The organism is uncultured Aquimarina sp. (genome assembly GCF_947492405.1).
GTDB lineage: Bacteria > Bacteroidota > Bacteroidia > Flavobacteriales > Flavobacteriaceae > Aquimarina.
On sequence record NZ_CANLMP010000002.1, the window covers coordinates 274755 to 289949 of the forward strand.

Annotated in this window: 14 protein-coding genes; 9 read left to right on the forward strand and 5 right to left on the reverse strand. The window is 32.3% G+C overall.

Annotated elements, in window-relative coordinates; genetic code table 11:
- Positions 1–6 precede the first annotated feature (6 nt).
- Entirely contained in the window at positions 7–762 is a 756-nt protein-coding gene (locus Q0829_RS07580) for a LytTR family DNA-binding domain-containing protein (protein WP_298541574.1), read from the reverse strand.
- Positions 746–2731 (reverse strand): tetratricopeptide repeat protein, encoded by a 1986-nt coding sequence (locus Q0829_RS07585; protein WP_298541575.1) that lies wholly within the window; start codon positions 2729–2731, stop codon positions 746–748. Before Q0829_RS07585 ends, Q0829_RS07580 begins: the two co-directional genes overlap by 17 nt.
- Positions 2732–2897: 166 nt before the next feature.
- Here Q0829_RS07585 and Q0829_RS07590 point away from each other — a divergent pair, with 166 nt between their 5' ends.
- The 9 genes from Q0829_RS07590 to Q0829_RS07630 all read left to right on the forward strand — a co-directional run bounded on the left by Q0829_RS07590 (position 2898) and on the right by Q0829_RS07630 (position 9119).
- On the forward strand, positions 2898–3458 hold the full coding sequence (locus tag Q0829_RS07590; protein ID WP_298541576.1) for a TetR/AcrR family transcriptional regulator: 561 nt from the start codon (positions 2898–2900) through the stop codon (positions 3456–3458).
- A 54-nt stretch (positions 3459–3512) separates the two neighbouring features.
- Positions 3513–3923, forward strand: a complete 411-nt coding sequence (locus Q0829_RS07595) for a nuclear transport factor 2 family protein (protein ID WP_298541577.1) — start codon at positions 3513–3515, stop codon at positions 3921–3923.
- A gap of 20 nt (positions 3924–3943) precedes the next feature.
- Positions 3944–4930, forward strand: coding sequence for an alpha/beta hydrolase (locus Q0829_RS07600; protein WP_298541578.1), 987 nt, complete (start codon positions 3944–3946; stop codon positions 4928–4930).
- A gap of 153 nt (positions 4931–5083) precedes the next feature.
- Positions 5084–5494 carry an Rrf2 family transcriptional regulator gene (locus Q0829_RS07605; protein WP_298541579.1) on the forward strand — a complete coding sequence of 137 codons (411 nt, stop codon included), beginning with the start codon at positions 5084–5086 and terminating at the stop codon, positions 5492–5494.
- Between the two features lie 50 nt (positions 5495–5544).
- Complete coding sequence (locus Q0829_RS07610; RefSeq protein WP_298541580.1) at positions 5545–6390, forward strand: alpha/beta hydrolase; 846 nt, start codon at positions 5545–5547, stop codon at positions 6388–6390.
- A 30-nt stretch (positions 6391–6420) separates the two neighbouring features.
- Complete coding sequence (locus tag Q0829_RS07615) at positions 6421–7299, forward strand: NmrA family NAD(P)-binding protein (protein WP_298541581.1); 879 nt, start codon at positions 6421–6423, stop codon at positions 7297–7299.
- Between the two features lie 75 nt (positions 7300–7374).
- The gene (locus Q0829_RS07620) at positions 7375–8304 is read left to right on the forward strand and encodes a pyridoxamine 5'-phosphate oxidase family protein (protein ID WP_298541582.1); all 930 of its coding nucleotides are present in this window, start codon (positions 7375–7377) and stop codon (positions 8302–8304) included.
- A 19-nt stretch (positions 8305–8323) separates the two neighbouring features.
- A complete protein-coding gene (locus Q0829_RS07625; protein WP_298541583.1) occupies positions 8324–8722 on the forward strand; it encodes a DUF4440 domain-containing protein in 399 nt (132 codons plus the stop codon).
- A gap of 10 nt (positions 8723–8732) precedes the next feature.
- Entirely contained in the window at positions 8733–9119 is a 387-nt protein-coding gene (locus Q0829_RS07630) for a nuclear transport factor 2 family protein (RefSeq protein ID WP_298541584.1), read from the forward strand.
- 137 nt (positions 9120–9256) lie between these two features.
- Here Q0829_RS07630 and Q0829_RS07635 read toward each other — a convergent pair whose 3' ends face one another.
- From Q0829_RS07635 to Q0829_RS07645, 3 genes are all read right to left on the reverse strand, one after another.
- A complete protein-coding gene (locus tag Q0829_RS07635) occupies positions 9257–11611 on the reverse strand; it encodes a T9SS type A sorting domain-containing protein (RefSeq protein WP_298541585.1) in 2355 nt (784 codons plus the stop codon).
- Between the two features lie 93 nt (positions 11612–11704).
- Positions 11705–14020, reverse strand: coding sequence for a cellulase family glycosylhydrolase (locus Q0829_RS07640; RefSeq protein ID WP_298541586.1), 2316 nt, complete (start codon positions 14018–14020; stop codon positions 11705–11707).
- A gap of 323 nt (positions 14021–14343) precedes the next feature.
- The gene (locus Q0829_RS07645) at positions 14344–15195 is read right to left on the reverse strand and encodes a fructosamine kinase family protein (RefSeq protein ID WP_298541587.1); all 852 of its coding nucleotides are present in this window, start codon (positions 15193–15195) and stop codon (positions 14344–14346) included.

Consider the following 15195-nt stretch of genomic DNA (forward strand, 5'->3'; position numbering starts at 1 on the left):
AATATCCTATTTAATTTTAAAACTCTTAAAGAAATCTACTTTTCTTGTTTTAGAAATTGATAGTTTTTTTCCATCATCCATTACAACAAATCCTCCATCAGATTTACTAATACGAGTTATATGATCTTTATTGATTAAGCTAGAATTATGGATCCTCAAAAAACCAAAACTCTCTAGTAAGTATTCATAATATTTTAGATTCTGTGAAGCAACAATATTTTTATTATCCTTAAGTGTCAGCTGCGTATAACTGCCATCAGCCAAGCAATACAGAATAGAACTTATGGAGACAATTTCATATCCATCAAAGGTGGGAATAGAAATCTTATTAAACTTGTCTTTTTCTAACTTTAGCTGTTCTATCAATTCTTTTGCATTATTAGCAAAATACCTTTTTTCTAATCCTTCCAACAGTCGATTTATCGCTTTTTTAAAATCATCAATATCAATAGGCTTTAAAAGATAATCTAATGCCATAAATTTAAAAGCTTCTAATGCATGATTATGAGCAGACATAAAAATTATTTCAAAATCTATTTTAGTGAATTTTTCTAGAAACTCGAAAATACTTCTAGTACCTATTTGGATATCTAAAAATGCTACGTCAACATCATATGACTCCAACAGTGTTTGAGCTTCTGTAAAAGTTTGAGCTGTACCTACTATTTGAATTTTCGGATAGAATGTTACAATCAAAGATTGTAGGTTTTCAATTCCGTTTAATTCGTCATCTACAATAATTGCATTAATTATTTTTGTCATACATATTCTTTAACGGTAGAATTAATATACTTCTTGTTCCTTTAATATTACCACTTTTTCCTATAAGATCTTCAAAATAATATCTAGCATCTTTATATCCAGATTTTGCCAAAATATCTATTCGTTGTTTCGTGTTAATCGAGGTAATTCCTACAACACCTTTCGGTTTAGACATTTTTATTTTTTGAGCTTCTTTTCTTCCTATACCATCATCCTCTATTATAACTTTCAAATTACCGTTATAAGGTTCAATTATTAAAGAAACATGGCCCCCTTCTGGTTTATTACTAATGCCATGGATAATTGAATTTTCTATGATTGGTTGTAAAATCATTGCAGGAATATAAGGATTTTGCTCCTCGACATTAACATTTACATTCATTGTAAAATCTAATCTATTCCTAAATCGTATTTTTTCTAAATCTACGTATACTTTAATAAGGTCTAATTCTTTTTGTAATCTAATAAACGAATCATTCGAATTATCTAAAATCAACCTAATGGATTGAGAAAACTTACTCAGGTAATTATATGCGCTAAATTTATCCGACTTCAATATAGAATTTTGCACCCCATTTATTGTATTAAAAATAAAATGAGGGTTCATTTGTGATCGTAATGCAAATAATTTCATAGTAGAAATTTGCTTCTGTTTTTCTGCCAGATATACTCTATTACGGTAAACATATAATATAATCATTCCTATGATGGCAATTAAAACGATACTTACAATCCAAATGATTCGTTCTATATCTGATTCGAATTCTTTTTTATCTTCTGCTTTCTCTTTTGATAAAGAAGCATAAGCAACATCTTTTTGTTCAATTACTTTTGAAGATTCAATTTTTGATATCTGTTCAGAGAAGTTTTCATCCAATAGTTTAGATTCTAATGAAGTGAATTTTTCATAATAGGTAAGCGCTTCTTTATAGTTTTGTGTTTTTTTATGATATCTATATAGATCCTTGTAAGCATCAATAATAGCGGTTTTAATTTCATATTCTTCTGCTATAGACAATGCTCGATTAAGATTAGATGCTGCTTTTTTATAATCACCTATATCTAAATATACATTTCCCAAAGTACGATACGTTTGAGCTACTCTACTATCAAATAATTTGTCGGGTTTAATAGCCAAAGATTTTTTAGCATACATAAGGCTAGAATCATGTTCCTTTATTTTATAATAATTAAATGCCAGATTGTTATAACAAGTTTTCTTTTGATTCTGATAAGTAAGGTTATCATCTAGATTTTTGCCTATAATCTTTTTATATAATACAATGGCTTTTTCGAAATTTTCTGACTGGGTTTGTATTACCGCTAAGTTTATATAACTAGTAATTTCTCTATCTTTTTCGCCTAGACGTATTGCTACATCTAGTGCTTCAGTGAATATATCAACAGATCTATTATTTTTATCTAGTTTAGAATATAAAATCCCAAGTCTATTTAGCGATTTATGTTTTTCTACAGAAGGTTCTTTATCCTTAAAAAAATAATAAGCTTCCATCAAATTATTTAATGATTCTTTATAATCACTTTTCCTCTGGTATAACAAACCTATATCTGATTGAATATCTGCAATCAGAAAATAATCTTTCTCATCATTTGCAATACGTTTCGCTCTTTTAAAATAATTATGAGCTAAGTCTGCATCCTCAGAATACATATAAATGACACCTAGTCGTTTTAAACTACGCGCATACAAACCATAATCTTTATGTAACAATGATAGTTTCTTAGCCGTTTCTGCATATTGTAAAGAAGTATCCATGTCGACATCTTTGTAATATAAGCTGAGACCATAAGACGCCTTGGCTTGTTCAATATCCTCACAAATAGTATAAATAGTTAATAAACTATCTCTTTTAGCAACGTTCTTCTCAGTTTGAGCCTGTGATATCGCTACTATAGTAGAAAGTAAAAAAAACCAATACAAAGGTTTATCATATACAATTCCTCTCATAAAGAAGTCCTATTATTTCTTAAGCAAACGAGTTTATGTATAAGAACTTATATCAAAACTACCGATTGGCAAGAATGATAAATATAATAGTTAAAGTGAGATAAAAAAATATTAAAATATTTTACCGAACGTTTGGTAACTAAATATTTTTATTTACCTTTGTCATATGAGACCACAAAAAATTTTAGATGAAGAGTTAATAATTGGGTTAACCAAGACTTTTAGAGCCAAAGGTTATGAAGGAACTAGCCTAAACGAAATAGCGGAGGTAACTGGTTTAAAAAAAGCGAGCTTATACCATAGATTCCCTAAAGGAAAAAAAGAGATGGCAGAACGTGTTTTTGATCACGTAGGTAACTGGGTAGAAGATCATATCTTTTTTGCATTGACCGATGAAAACACCAAACCCAGACAACGGCTAGTAAATGCATTAGCTCATATCAGAACACTATACAATGAAGGAAATGAAACTTGTGTTTTTCGCGCGTTTTCAATGCAGGCGGGATTAGAACTATTTGAAAAACAAGTTAATAATGGAATGAAATCTTGGATTAATGCATTTACAGAAATAGGACTCGCTCTGAATTTGCCTTCTGCTAAAGCGAAAGAAAAAGCAATTCAAACATTAATCGAAATTCAAGGTAGTCTTATCGTAACTAAAGGCTTACATGACACTACTATCTTTGAGAGCACTATAAAAACCATCGAAAAGCGATATCTGGAATAAAAAAATTTAGTTTAATTTTTTACCGAATGTTCGGTAATTTTAATATCAAATGATATGAACAAAAAATATCCGTTACCTCCTTTTAATCAAGAAACGGCAAAACAAAAGATTCAAATGGCAGAAGATGCCTGGAACAGTAAAGACCCTATTGCTATATCAAACGCCTATAGCTTGGATACAGAATGGCGTAATCGAAATCAATTCATTAATGGACGAGCAGAAGTACAAATTTTTCTGTCTGATAAATGGAAAAAAGAGCTCGATTATAAACTTAAAAAAGAACTATGGGCATATCAAGATAATAGAATTGCGGTACGATTTGAATATGAGTATCGAGACAAAAATAATCAATGGTTCAGAGCATACGGCAATGAAAACTGGGAATTTGATGAAAATGGCTTGATGAAAAAACGATACGCAAGTATCAATGATTTAAAAATAAAAGAATCAGAAAGAAAATTATAAACTCTAAAAAACAAAACAACATGAAAAAATTAATCTCACTAAACCTTGTAATACTAATGTTTGTATTCGGGTGTCAAAAAACCGAAAACAAAAAAGTGACAAATGATCCAATTACGAATACTGAAAACGTATCTAAAATAACAAGTACAAAATTTAAAAGCACTAACATTAACGGTATCAAAATAGCATACCGAGAAGCTGGAAACCCTGAAAACCCAACAATTGTATTATTACATGGTTTCCCCTCTTCATCTCATCAATATAGAAAAGTCTTGAACGCGTTATCAAATGATTATCATTTGGTTGCACCTGATTACCCTGGATTTGGAAATAGTGATTTCCCATCACCTGATGAATATGAGTATACATTTGATAACATTGCCAAAACAATAAATACCTTTTTAGAGGAAAAGAATCTAAGCTCCTACACTTTGTTTATACAAGATTACGGTGCACCAGTTGGTTTTAGAATTGCTACCGCTCACCCAGAAAGGGTAACAGCAATTATTAATCAGAACGGAAATGCATATGAGGAAGGATTAGGACCAGCTTGGGCCGGTATTCAAGCGCTTTGGAAAGATAGAAACGAAAATACTGAAAAAGCACTATTACCCGCCTTTTCTTTAGAAGGATTAAAATGGCAGTATACTCATGGTACAAGAAATGAAGAAAATATTAATCCAGACACTTGGCATTTAGATTACCTAAGACTTTCTAGACCTAACGCTCACGATGTAAACATTGACTTATTTGACGATTATCAAAATAATCTAAAATTATATCCTGAATGGCAACAATATTTAAGAGATAATCAGCCACCATTATTAATCGTATGGGGTAAGAATGATAAATTTTTCCCAGAAACTGGAGCAGAAGCTTTTAAAAGAGATGTCAAAAAAATTGATTATAACATATTTGATACTGGACACTTTGTATTAGAAGAAGATAGCGATGCAGTTATAGAAAAGATTAGATCATTCATGAAAAATATCAGAAGACCAAATTAGGTAAACAATATGAATCAAGCATAAACACAAGGCTGGTTAAACGCTTCTTTCTGAGACTAGAGCACTATGCATTAAAAAAGTAATGAAATTTTATTAGGAATAAATTTAATTATCTATATTTGTACTGTAATAATTTTAATTACAGTAAATAAAATGGTAAAAAGTAAATTTTCCATATCGCTTCATATAATGACTTTGCTGGCGTACTATCCAGGAGAATGGCATTCATCTGCTAAAATAGCAGAGAGCCTCAAAATAAATCCAGTTTTAGTACGAAAAGAGTTAAAAGCGCTCAAAAGTAGTGGTTTAATAGATAGTAAAGAAGGAAAAAATGGAGGTGTGAAATTAGGAAAATCCGCTAAAAACATTTCGTTAGCAGATATTTTTGAGGCCGTGAAAGGAAGCAGTCACGTGCTTAATCTTTCTAGTAATGTTCCAGATGTGAGTTGTAAAATAGGAGGTCAGATTAATGAAAAGTTGCTATCAATATTTGATGAAGTAGACAACGCGATTATAGATATTTTAGAACCTCAATCCTTGGAAGCGTTTAAAAATCAGTTTTGATTTTTTTTAACCAAAACTGTAATAAAAAAAATAACAGTTAAAACATTATCATGAACAAAACAATCAAAATAGACGACCTATCCATTTTTTATAGAGAAGAAGGTCAGCAAAACAAAGAGACCATTTTGTTTCTGCATGGAAACCCTACATCATCACATATGTATAAAGAACTGCTGAATCTGCTAAAAGACAAATATCATGTTATTGCGCCTGACTATCCCGGGTTCGGATTCAGTGCTAGACCTACCAAAAACGAGTATGAATATTCTTTTGACAACATTAGTCGCACAATGAACCAATTCATAGATAAACTTGAACTCAAGAAGTTTTATCTATTCATGCAAGATTACGGCGGTCCCATAGGATTCCGTATCGCCACACAACGACCAGAATTGATCAAAGGACTAATCATCCAAAACGCAAACGTTTACCTAGATGGTCTGGGAGAATGGGCTTTGGAAATTGGAGAATATATACATAATAATGATCAAGAAAAACTGAATCAATATAAAAAACACTTGGTAAGCTTAGAAGGTATTAAAGAGCAATATATAACAGGTACTAAGGACACTAGTCTAATTGACCCATCCTCTTATTATCTTGATTACGCTTTTCTACAAAGACCGGGTGTACAAGAACTATTTTTAACACTTTTCGATAATTATGGAACAAACTTCGAAAAATACCCAATTTGGCAAAATTATCTAAAAAAGCACCAACCTCCTACCCTTGTAGTTTGGGGAACTAATGATAAGTTTTTCAGTAAACCTGGAGGAGAAGCCTATGCTAAAGATTTAAAGGATGTAGAACTCCATTTCTTTGATGGAGGCCATTTTATGCTCGAAGAATATAGCTCCGAAGTAGCTCAATTAATAAAGAAATTTATTTCACAATAAATCAAGTTTAACAATTAAAAAACAATAAAAATGAAAGTATTTGTAACAGGAGCCACAGGGTTCCAAGGTAGTAATATAGCACAAGCCTTATTAAATGAAAATCATAATGTAACAACACTCAAAAGAGACCCTAGTGCTGGCATGCCGCCAAGAGAAGGAATTGAGTTAATACAAGGAGGACTAGATAATCAGGATTCATTAGCAAAAGCAATGAACGGAGCGCAAGCAGCTGTATATTCTTTCCCTCTTATTTTTGATATAGAACTCGCTAAATCCTATACTGAAAACTTCATAACTGCAGCAAAACAAGAAAACGTAGGCTTGGTAATTTACAACACTACTTTTCATCTTGCAAAACAAGAGACCGGCTTTTTGGCACTTGACATAAAAGTAGCCATGAAAAAACTACTAGATGAATCTGGTCTAAATGTTATTACATTGGCACCTGATATTTATCTTGATAATATTGCCGCTCCCTGGTCTATACCGGTTATTTTAGAACATAAAATTGTCCCCTACCCATTAGTATCTGATAAAAAGACACCCTGGATCAGTCACTCTGATTTAGCACAATATGTAGTCAAAGCTATTTCTAAACCTGAGTTGGCAGGACAGACACTTCCGATCGGTGGTAATCTTATCACAGGAAATCAAATCGCAACAGCTATATCAGCAAAAATAAATCAAGAGCTCAATTTTGTTACAGTACCAGTGGATGAATTCGAGCAACAGCTTAAACCAGGATTTGGAGAAATAGCTGCAAAAGAAATCTCAAATCTTTATAGATATGTGGAGCAAAATTACACTGATTTTACAAATAAAGATTTCGCAAGAACCAACCAACTTTTAGGCATTGAACCACAACCCATTAATGAATGGGTTAATTCTGTAAACTGGAATTTGTCTTAAACCTGAATTGTGTATTCATATTTCGATATGAAACTTTGAGTTCATTGCCCAAAATTAGTATTAAAACATACAAAGATGAAAAAATCACATTTTCATAAAGGAGAATTAGAAATCCAGAAAAAATATAACATTTCGCATAATCCACGTCTTGCAGAACGCATGTTGAAAGATCACATTATGGATCAACTGATTCCATTTATAGAACAACAATCGACTATTATTGTAAGTACTACAGATGCAAATACTAATATTTGGGCATCTATGCTCATTGGTGATAAGGGTTTTGTTAAAGTTAAAACATCTAAGCAAATTGATATCCACTTAGATCAATTGAAAAGCACTCAAACAGAGATTCTATTTAAAAATATTCTTGCTGAATCTAAGATAGGAATGTTATTTATAGACACAGCCACAAGATCCAGATATAGATTGAATGGTTATGCCACATTACATTCTGATAAAATAGAAGTCACAGTGTCTGACGCCTATCCTAACTGTCCTAAATACATCCAGCAGCGTATACCCGTTTTATCTGAAGAACCATCTGAACTTGGAGTTGAAGAATTAAAAGGGACAACCTTAAACAATATCCACAAACAATGGATAAAAAATGCGGACACCTTCTTTTTAGGTAGTATGAATGCAAATCGTGATATGGATGCCTCACATCGTGGAGGCGCTACTGGTTTTATTGAGATCCTAGATGATGGTACTTTAAAAATCCCTGATTACGTTGGTAATAATTTGTTCAACACCTTAGGTAATTTTGTTCAAGTCCCCAAAGCAGGTTTACTCTTTATTGATTTCGAAAAAGGGCATTCTCTGCAACTTTCAGGCGAAACAGAACTATTTTTCGATCAAGAAGAAACCAAAGATTTAGAAAAAACCATGGGTACAGGGCGTTATTGGCTATTTAGAACCAAACAATGGATTCAAACGGAGTTTCACAACCAAATAGACTGGAATTTGATTAGCTTTTCTCCTTTTAACCCAGAAATAAAGTAGTCTTATAAAAACGAAAAAAATGAACAATAATTTAATACAAGAAGTTAGAAATGCTTTAGATGAATGGCTTAACGCATTTAACAATAATGACATAGAAGCATTAATGGCTGTGTACGATCCGGAAATCATGTATGCTAATAGTGACAAACCTTTAGAAATAGGAATCCCTATAGTAAAAGAAGGTTTCATAAACAGTTTTGCCATAAAGCCAAAAGTATTTTTTAAAGAAGAACAAGTAATTGCTGTAGAAGGTCTTGGTTATGTAGCAGGACAATTTAGAATCGAAGGTAACAATCCCGAAGACAGCAGTAAAATAGTAGAATCAGGACGTGTAGTTGTTATTTTCAGGAAGAATGATGCAGGAGAATGGAAATTAATATTTGATATGGATAATCGTCCCCCAGATGTAACTATTTAAAACAAAGAAAATGACAACAAAAAAAGCAATGCGACCAAGAGATGTCGCCAATCTAATTAGTGAATGTATAACAGAAGGCAATATCGATAATATTTTAGATTTTTTCCATCCAGATTATCTCATGTCATTTCCTCCGACCGAACCACTCAAATCTGGATTAGATACAATAAGAGCTAGTTTTCAACCTTTTATTGATTCAAAAGCTAAACTGATAAGTAAGGTGACCGGAGAGCTTATTAATGGAGACATTGCCGTTCTACAGGCTAACTGGAGGATCGTTGATGGTAAGGGTAACATTATTGGAGAAGGTTCTTCTACAGAAGTACTTAAACAAAGAAAAGACGGATCTTGGCAATATTTTATAGATTGCCCTCTAGGATTACCTCTTTCAGAATAACTTATTCGAGTTTTAATAAATACTTGTGTAAAATAAAACACAATATTTCTGTGTAAAAACAACAACCTTATATTAGATAAAGCAAATGATCTAGTTCGACATCTGCTTTATCTATATTAAATATATGGTTACAAGTTTTATTCTTTATAAATTTTAATTGTTTTTTGTTCTTTATTTTTTATTGAAAAGATATTCACTAAGTACACTCCTCTAGGAAGATCATCTACATTAATGCTGGTTGCAATATCATTTGTTTCTGATGTAAACGATTTAAGTACTCTTCCTTCAACATTTACAACTTTTATTAATAGCGATTGATTTTCTGTATTCTCTACAAAAAGAGCATGCTGAGCTGGATTTGGATACACTACTATTGATTCTATTGTAGTTTCTCCTCTTCTGTTTTGACTACAAGACAAATCACCAAAATCAAAATTCCCATTACAATATAACCACTCTGAAGAACCGCATCCTGTTCTACTCGAGTACTCTTCAGTTTGATATAAAGTGCCGCAAATTTTAATCCAATCGATATAAGCATTTAAATCACAAACACTATTATTATCATTTACAAAAGCTATTTTAATATTTTGACCTTCTTTATAATCAGTATAGCGATAAACTTCGATATTATTAGTTAACGTAAATTGAGCCACTGCTTGATCATTCAGAAGAATTTCTATTTGCTCACCAGAACAATTTCCTTTTGCTCCTACTTCTAAAACTCTGGTAATTCCAGAGCCACCCGAAACACAATCAATATTAGGTTTGTTAAGATTGTCTAATCGATTATTCCAATTTCCTCCAATGGGAGCAATATATACTTGAAACTGATATGTATCGTTGCCAATAGGAGTATTTTCTGGTATAGAAAGTGGTATATCTATTGTTCCTCTACCCACTGAGACTCTAGTTCTGTTAGACTTATATACCGTATAAGGATTTGAGTCTAATTGAAAAACTATTGATATATCTCTATTTTCTTTTGCTTCATATGATATTGTTATAACAACTTCTTGTCCAGGTTGAACCTGATCAGCTACTGATGTAGCAATAATCTTGTCCTCTGTTGAATTTATTGTTCCATCAAATTCCTTTGCCCCTATATCTATTGATGTTCCAATAATGGCTCCAAACCCCACATTAGCACCAGTATCGATTGCTGGACTACTAGATTGTAAACTCATATCATGAATTGGAAAATTATTATTCTTTGTAGGAGTAAATAGTTTTGCTGAAGCCCCATTTATATTAAATGGATTTGATGTAGTAGCTAATAAATTAGTTTGCGATTCATTTAATGCTTGAATACTTTTCAATTTTGGGTCCGCTATAAGATCATTGGAACTTAAAGGTTCTGGATTTCCAGTTAGGTTCCAATGTATATTTTGATCATAGCTTATGTTTTCATCCTGATATCTTGATATTGTAGTTTTTGAGGCATTAGAATTATATAAAATATTATTCTTCACACGAGCATTTTTTACTCTTCCTATTGATAATTGAGAATCCCCTACGGCAATCGGATATGCTGGATTAGAAATACGCGTACTTTGGGCATTATCAAATAACGTATTATTATAAACATCGACATTATCACTAGAAAACACATTAATTCCCTGGCCTCCATTACCATAACAAATATTCCCTATCAATAAAGTTCTACTATTATATGGAATTCCGTTTTCTTTTTGATCTTGGATATGATCATCAACGATAATTCCATTACCATCTGTAATTCTATTACCTCCTCCTAGAAAACCTCTAAGGTTTACATTGTATCTTGAAACATTATCTTTATAAATGATTCTGTGATTCGGATACTCCGGAAAGCTATTCACGTTCAAATTTGCAGGTTGATAAGATGAAATACCACTATTCCCATTACGACTTTGAAACGCGCAGTGTTCCACCAAATTTCCTTCTATCAAAACTACTTCTGATCCTCCAATGGCAATTCCATTTCCTGGAAAATCGTGTACATAATTATTCCGGATAATAATATGATGAGAACCATTATCAATACCAATAGCTCTTCTTGCTCTCCAGAGTTCTAATCCAAATGAAGGGTTATCAATCATTCCTTTTACATCTTCACTAGCCGGAATAAACTCCAAATTTTCTATAATCACATATGAGGATCCCAGTAGATCGATCCCCTTTACCGAAGCTGAAATTATTGTGGGCAATTTTCCTTGCGTATCTGGCACTCCAGAAAAGGTAATATACTTTCCTTCTGATCCAGATATAGACATAAATATTTCACTCCAAGGACTATCATTTCCTCCTGTATAGATTCCTGGTAAAATCTTTACAGTATCCCCTTCATTTACAGAATTAACTGCCCTCTGAATTGATTTAAAAGCTATATTTTGTTCAAGTCCTGAGTTATTATCATTCCCATTTTGAGAACTTACGTAGTATGTTTTCTGCGCACTTGCGAAAATCGCGCATAGCAGACAAAACATTATCGCTAATTTTATTTTTTTCATAATCTGATATATTGTAAACAATGTATATGCTGGTAATAAAAAGAAATACAAAGCAGGTATTCATGCTCAGTATTTCTTTTTTAACATAATTAATTAACGATTATCTATAATTATTTTTTTAGTTTCAACGGTCTTGGTCGTATGATCATACATCTTTAGTAGATACAAACCATTGTTTAGATGTGCTGTAATAATGGTACTGGTATTAGAAATATTATTTTCTTCTTTTACCTTTTTTCCTTCCATGTTGTAAATTGCAATAGTATAAAGTTCAGAGCCTTTTATGGTAATTTTATTACTAGTAACCGGATTTGGATACATATCAAAAGTTTTCTGAATATCTTCATTTGGTTTTTTATTATCACAACTAGGACCTCCGAAATCAAAATTACCGTTACAGAATAACCACTCCGAGTTTCCACAACCATTTCTAGAAGCTACATTTTCTGTCTGATACCTTGTCTCACATACTTTAATCCAATCTACATATACATTTTTATCACAATTATTTACGTTACCATCATTTGTAAATGCTACTTTTATATTCTGATTATTTTTATATCCTTCATATGTATAAACCGAAATATTATTTCCGAGGGACCATTCTGACACTTTTTTGTTATCAATTAACAGTTGCATTTTTTCTCCTCCGCAGTTTCCTTTTGCTCCTATTTCAATAGTTCCATTTTGATTTAAATTATTCCCATTTCCAAAATTGATATATCCATTACAATGAATTGCTTGCGTAAAACTTCCTCCTCCACAAGTTCCATCCCATGCACCCGTATTTTCTTCTCTGGATTCTGCTTGAATTCTTTCTCCATCAATTTCTAACCAATCAATTTCTACATCTCGTCCTGTATCATCATTAATGAAAGCTACTTTAAAGTTTCCTGAAGTCTCAGAAACTGAAAAGTTATAATTAGCAAAGCTATTAGTAAGCGTTACAGCATTATCAATTGATGTATCATTATAAAGCACTTCAATTTTTGAATTGTTAGTTCCTTTTGCTCTAACTACGACATTCGAAGGATTGTTAGTGTTTTCGACACAATCGATATTTATTTTAGAAATTGTATGTAACCTTTGGTTCCAATCACCTCCTTGTGGTGTGATGAAAATTTGAAATTTATAGTCTTTATTAACAATAGGAGTATTCGCATCGATAGGAATATCCAATTTAATATCATCAGAACCTTCAGTAACATTTACTCTTTTTGACCCATACACGGTGTAGGGACTTTTGTTTAATTGAAAAACGGCTACTAGATCTCTATTTATACTTGCGGAATAGGCTATTTCTACGGAAGCTTCACTTCCTTGGATTACCTGATCTGGAGCAATTAGTGATTTGATCATATCCTCATCCGTTCCTCCCGTATCATCACAAGCAGATGGAAGAGTATTCACTGACCTAAAATGATCTCTATTCCATTTTCCTTCTGCAGTAAGATCATTATTATAATTCCAATTACCGTTTGGACTTGCTGACCTATTTAAAGAGGAGCTGATTTCATCTTTATTACTCAACGACCATTTGCAGTAGCTAATATCATTATTATCCATCCATTGTTCCCAACGATTCCATTCTGCAGCATCTAGATTATTGTTAGGACCATAATTAGTACCCACTCTTCCACACTCAGTCATAAATAATGCTAACCCTTTATTAATCGCATAATTTGCTTTATCTCTTAATGATTGCCTATGGGCTCCCGCATACGCATGTATTGTATAAGCAATATTACTTACTGGTTTATTATTAATATCTACGGTTAAAGGATTATCAGCAGCAATATCTACTCGTTGGGAATAGAATGGAGTTCCTACCACAATAATATTATTAGGATCATTTGCTCTGATCTCTGCAATAACCTCTCTAGAATAACTTTTTATTTCATTCCAAGTACCTACTGCATTTCCATAATCTCCGATGGGTTCATTCCATATCTCATAGATTATATTAGGATACGCTCCATATTCTTTAGACATTTGCCTAAAAAAAGTTTTAGCTTCTTGCTTATAATTAGGATGCGCATGAAAATCTATAATAACATAAATTCCATGTTCAATAGCCGCATCTACAACTGCTCTAACCTGATTTACTGAACCTACAGGATCATCAATATAATCTCCGCCACCACCTCGAACACCCATGGCTGCTCTTACTATCTCAACCTTCCAATCATCTCTAAGCCATTTTAATGTATTACTGTTCCAATATTCTCCGCCTTCCCATTGATGCCAGAAATAACTCATTCCTTTTAATTGCGTATTCCTATTACATTTATCTTTTATTTTGGCTCCCTCTACTTTTAATTGTCCGTGTCTTTCCACGATGGTTTGCGACACTAGTTGGCTTACTATAAATAGCATCACTATAGCAGTTATTATGTCTAATTTTCTCATAATCAAGATTAATTTGTGTTAGACACCTAATATAGAGTGTAACAGAATGTATTGAAATGCCCAATTTTATGAATGGACTATCTGGATCAATAGCTGATCACTCTTAATTTGCAATACGATTTAGAGAAGGAATAAAGAACAGCTCTTTATAGATTGGTTACACATAAAAACATTCTAAAAATGCCTGTTTTTCATTATGAAAGAAATGTTAAGGAAAAACGTCAATTCAAATGATTTTCCAAAATGAAATGGAGGAAAATTGTACTTCGATAAGCTCTGCAGAGCTATCGAGAATAACTTTTTGATCCAAAATGCACAACGGGTTAAGAATATCTTTTTAAGATTGAATGCACTTGTGATAAATAGGAACTACCAAACAGATTTAGATGAACTAACAAATAGTATAATTGCCAAATAGCAATTCTTTCTTCCCAATTTTCAACTAGAGGAAAAGCCTCGTTATACACCTTAAACAGTTCCTGATCAAAACCTCCAAAAAGCTTCATCATAGCGATATCCATTTCTCTAGGAGCAAAAGCCACCGCAGGATCTATTAGACAAGGAACTCCATCCTGACCAATCATAAAATTACCATTCCATAGATCTCCATGAATTAAACTTGATACTTCATCTGGAATTTTGGTTTCAATACTAGCATAAAAATCATCTAAATTTTTAAAAGAAAAACCTTTTTGGATTGCAATCTTAAACTGTGGATGTAAACGTTGAGTTATGTAGAATTCTGAAGCAGTAGCATAATGAGTATTATACTGTGGTAAACTCCCTATATAATTGTCATTTTTAAAACCAAAATAGGATTCACTTTTCTTATGCAAATCTGCTAATTGTCTCCCAAACACTTGCCAAAAATTTTTGGCTTGTCTTCCAGTTTCTATATACTGCAAAATTAAAAAAGCAGTATCATTATATTCTCCAAATTGTAATACTTCTGGTACCGCAAAAGTCCTCGACTTCTTCAATTCTTTCAGTCCATTAGTTTCTGCATTAAACATTCCTGGATATCTGGAAGCACTATTGAGTTTGACAACAAATTTTTCGGCATTACTAATTAACAGGTAAACATCATTTATATCACCTCCGGATAGTGGCATTGTATTTATTATCTTCTTAGAAAGTAGATTTTCAAGGTGATGTATGAGATTTTGTGATAGCAA

Bases quoted from the DNA above. Each gene is read 5' to 3' on its own strand.
- Q0829_RS07585 (WP_298541575.1), bottom strand. From the start codon at position 2,731: ATGAGAGGAATTGTATATGATAAACCTTTGTATTGGTTTTTTTTACTT.
- Q0829_RS07620 (WP_298541582.1), top strand. From the start codon at position 7,375: ATGAAAAAATCACATTTTCATAAAGGAGAATTAGAAATCCAGAAAAAA.
- Q0829_RS07605 (WP_298541579.1), top strand. From the start codon at position 5,084: ATGGTAAAAAGTAAATTTTCCATATCGCTTCATATAATGACTTTGCTG.
- Q0829_RS07640 (WP_298541586.1), bottom strand. From the start codon at position 14,020: ATGAGAAAATTAGACATAATAACTGCTATAGTGATGCTATTTATAGTA.
- Q0829_RS07600 (WP_298541578.1), top strand. From the start codon at position 3,944: ATGAAAAAATTAATCTCACTAAACCTTGTAATACTAATGTTTGTATTC.
- Q0829_RS07590 (WP_298541576.1), top strand. From the start codon at position 2,898: ATGAGACCACAAAAAATTTTAGATGAAGAGTTAATAATTGGGTTAACC.
- Q0829_RS07595 (WP_298541577.1), top strand. From the start codon at position 3,513: ATGAACAAAAAATATCCGTTACCTCCTTTTAATCAAGAAACGGCAAAA.
- Q0829_RS07580 (WP_298541574.1), bottom strand. From the start codon at position 762: ATGACAAAAATAATTAATGCAATTATTGTAGATGACGAATTAAACGGA.
- Q0829_RS07635 (WP_298541585.1), bottom strand. From the start codon at position 11,611: ATGAAAAAAATAAAATTAGCGATAATGTTTTGTCTGCTATGCGCGATT.
- Q0829_RS07625 (WP_298541583.1), top strand. From the start codon at position 8,324: ATGAACAATAATTTAATACAAGAAGTTAGAAATGCTTTAGATGAATGG.
- Q0829_RS07630 (WP_298541584.1), top strand. From the start codon at position 8,733: ATGACAACAAAAAAAGCAATGCGACCAAGAGATGTCGCCAATCTAATT.
- Q0829_RS07610 (WP_298541580.1), top strand. From the start codon at position 5,545: ATGAACAAAACAATCAAAATAGACGACCTATCCATTTTTTATAGAGAA.
- Q0829_RS07615 (WP_298541581.1), top strand. From the start codon at position 6,421: ATGAAAGTATTTGTAACAGGAGCCACAGGGTTCCAAGGTAGTAATATA.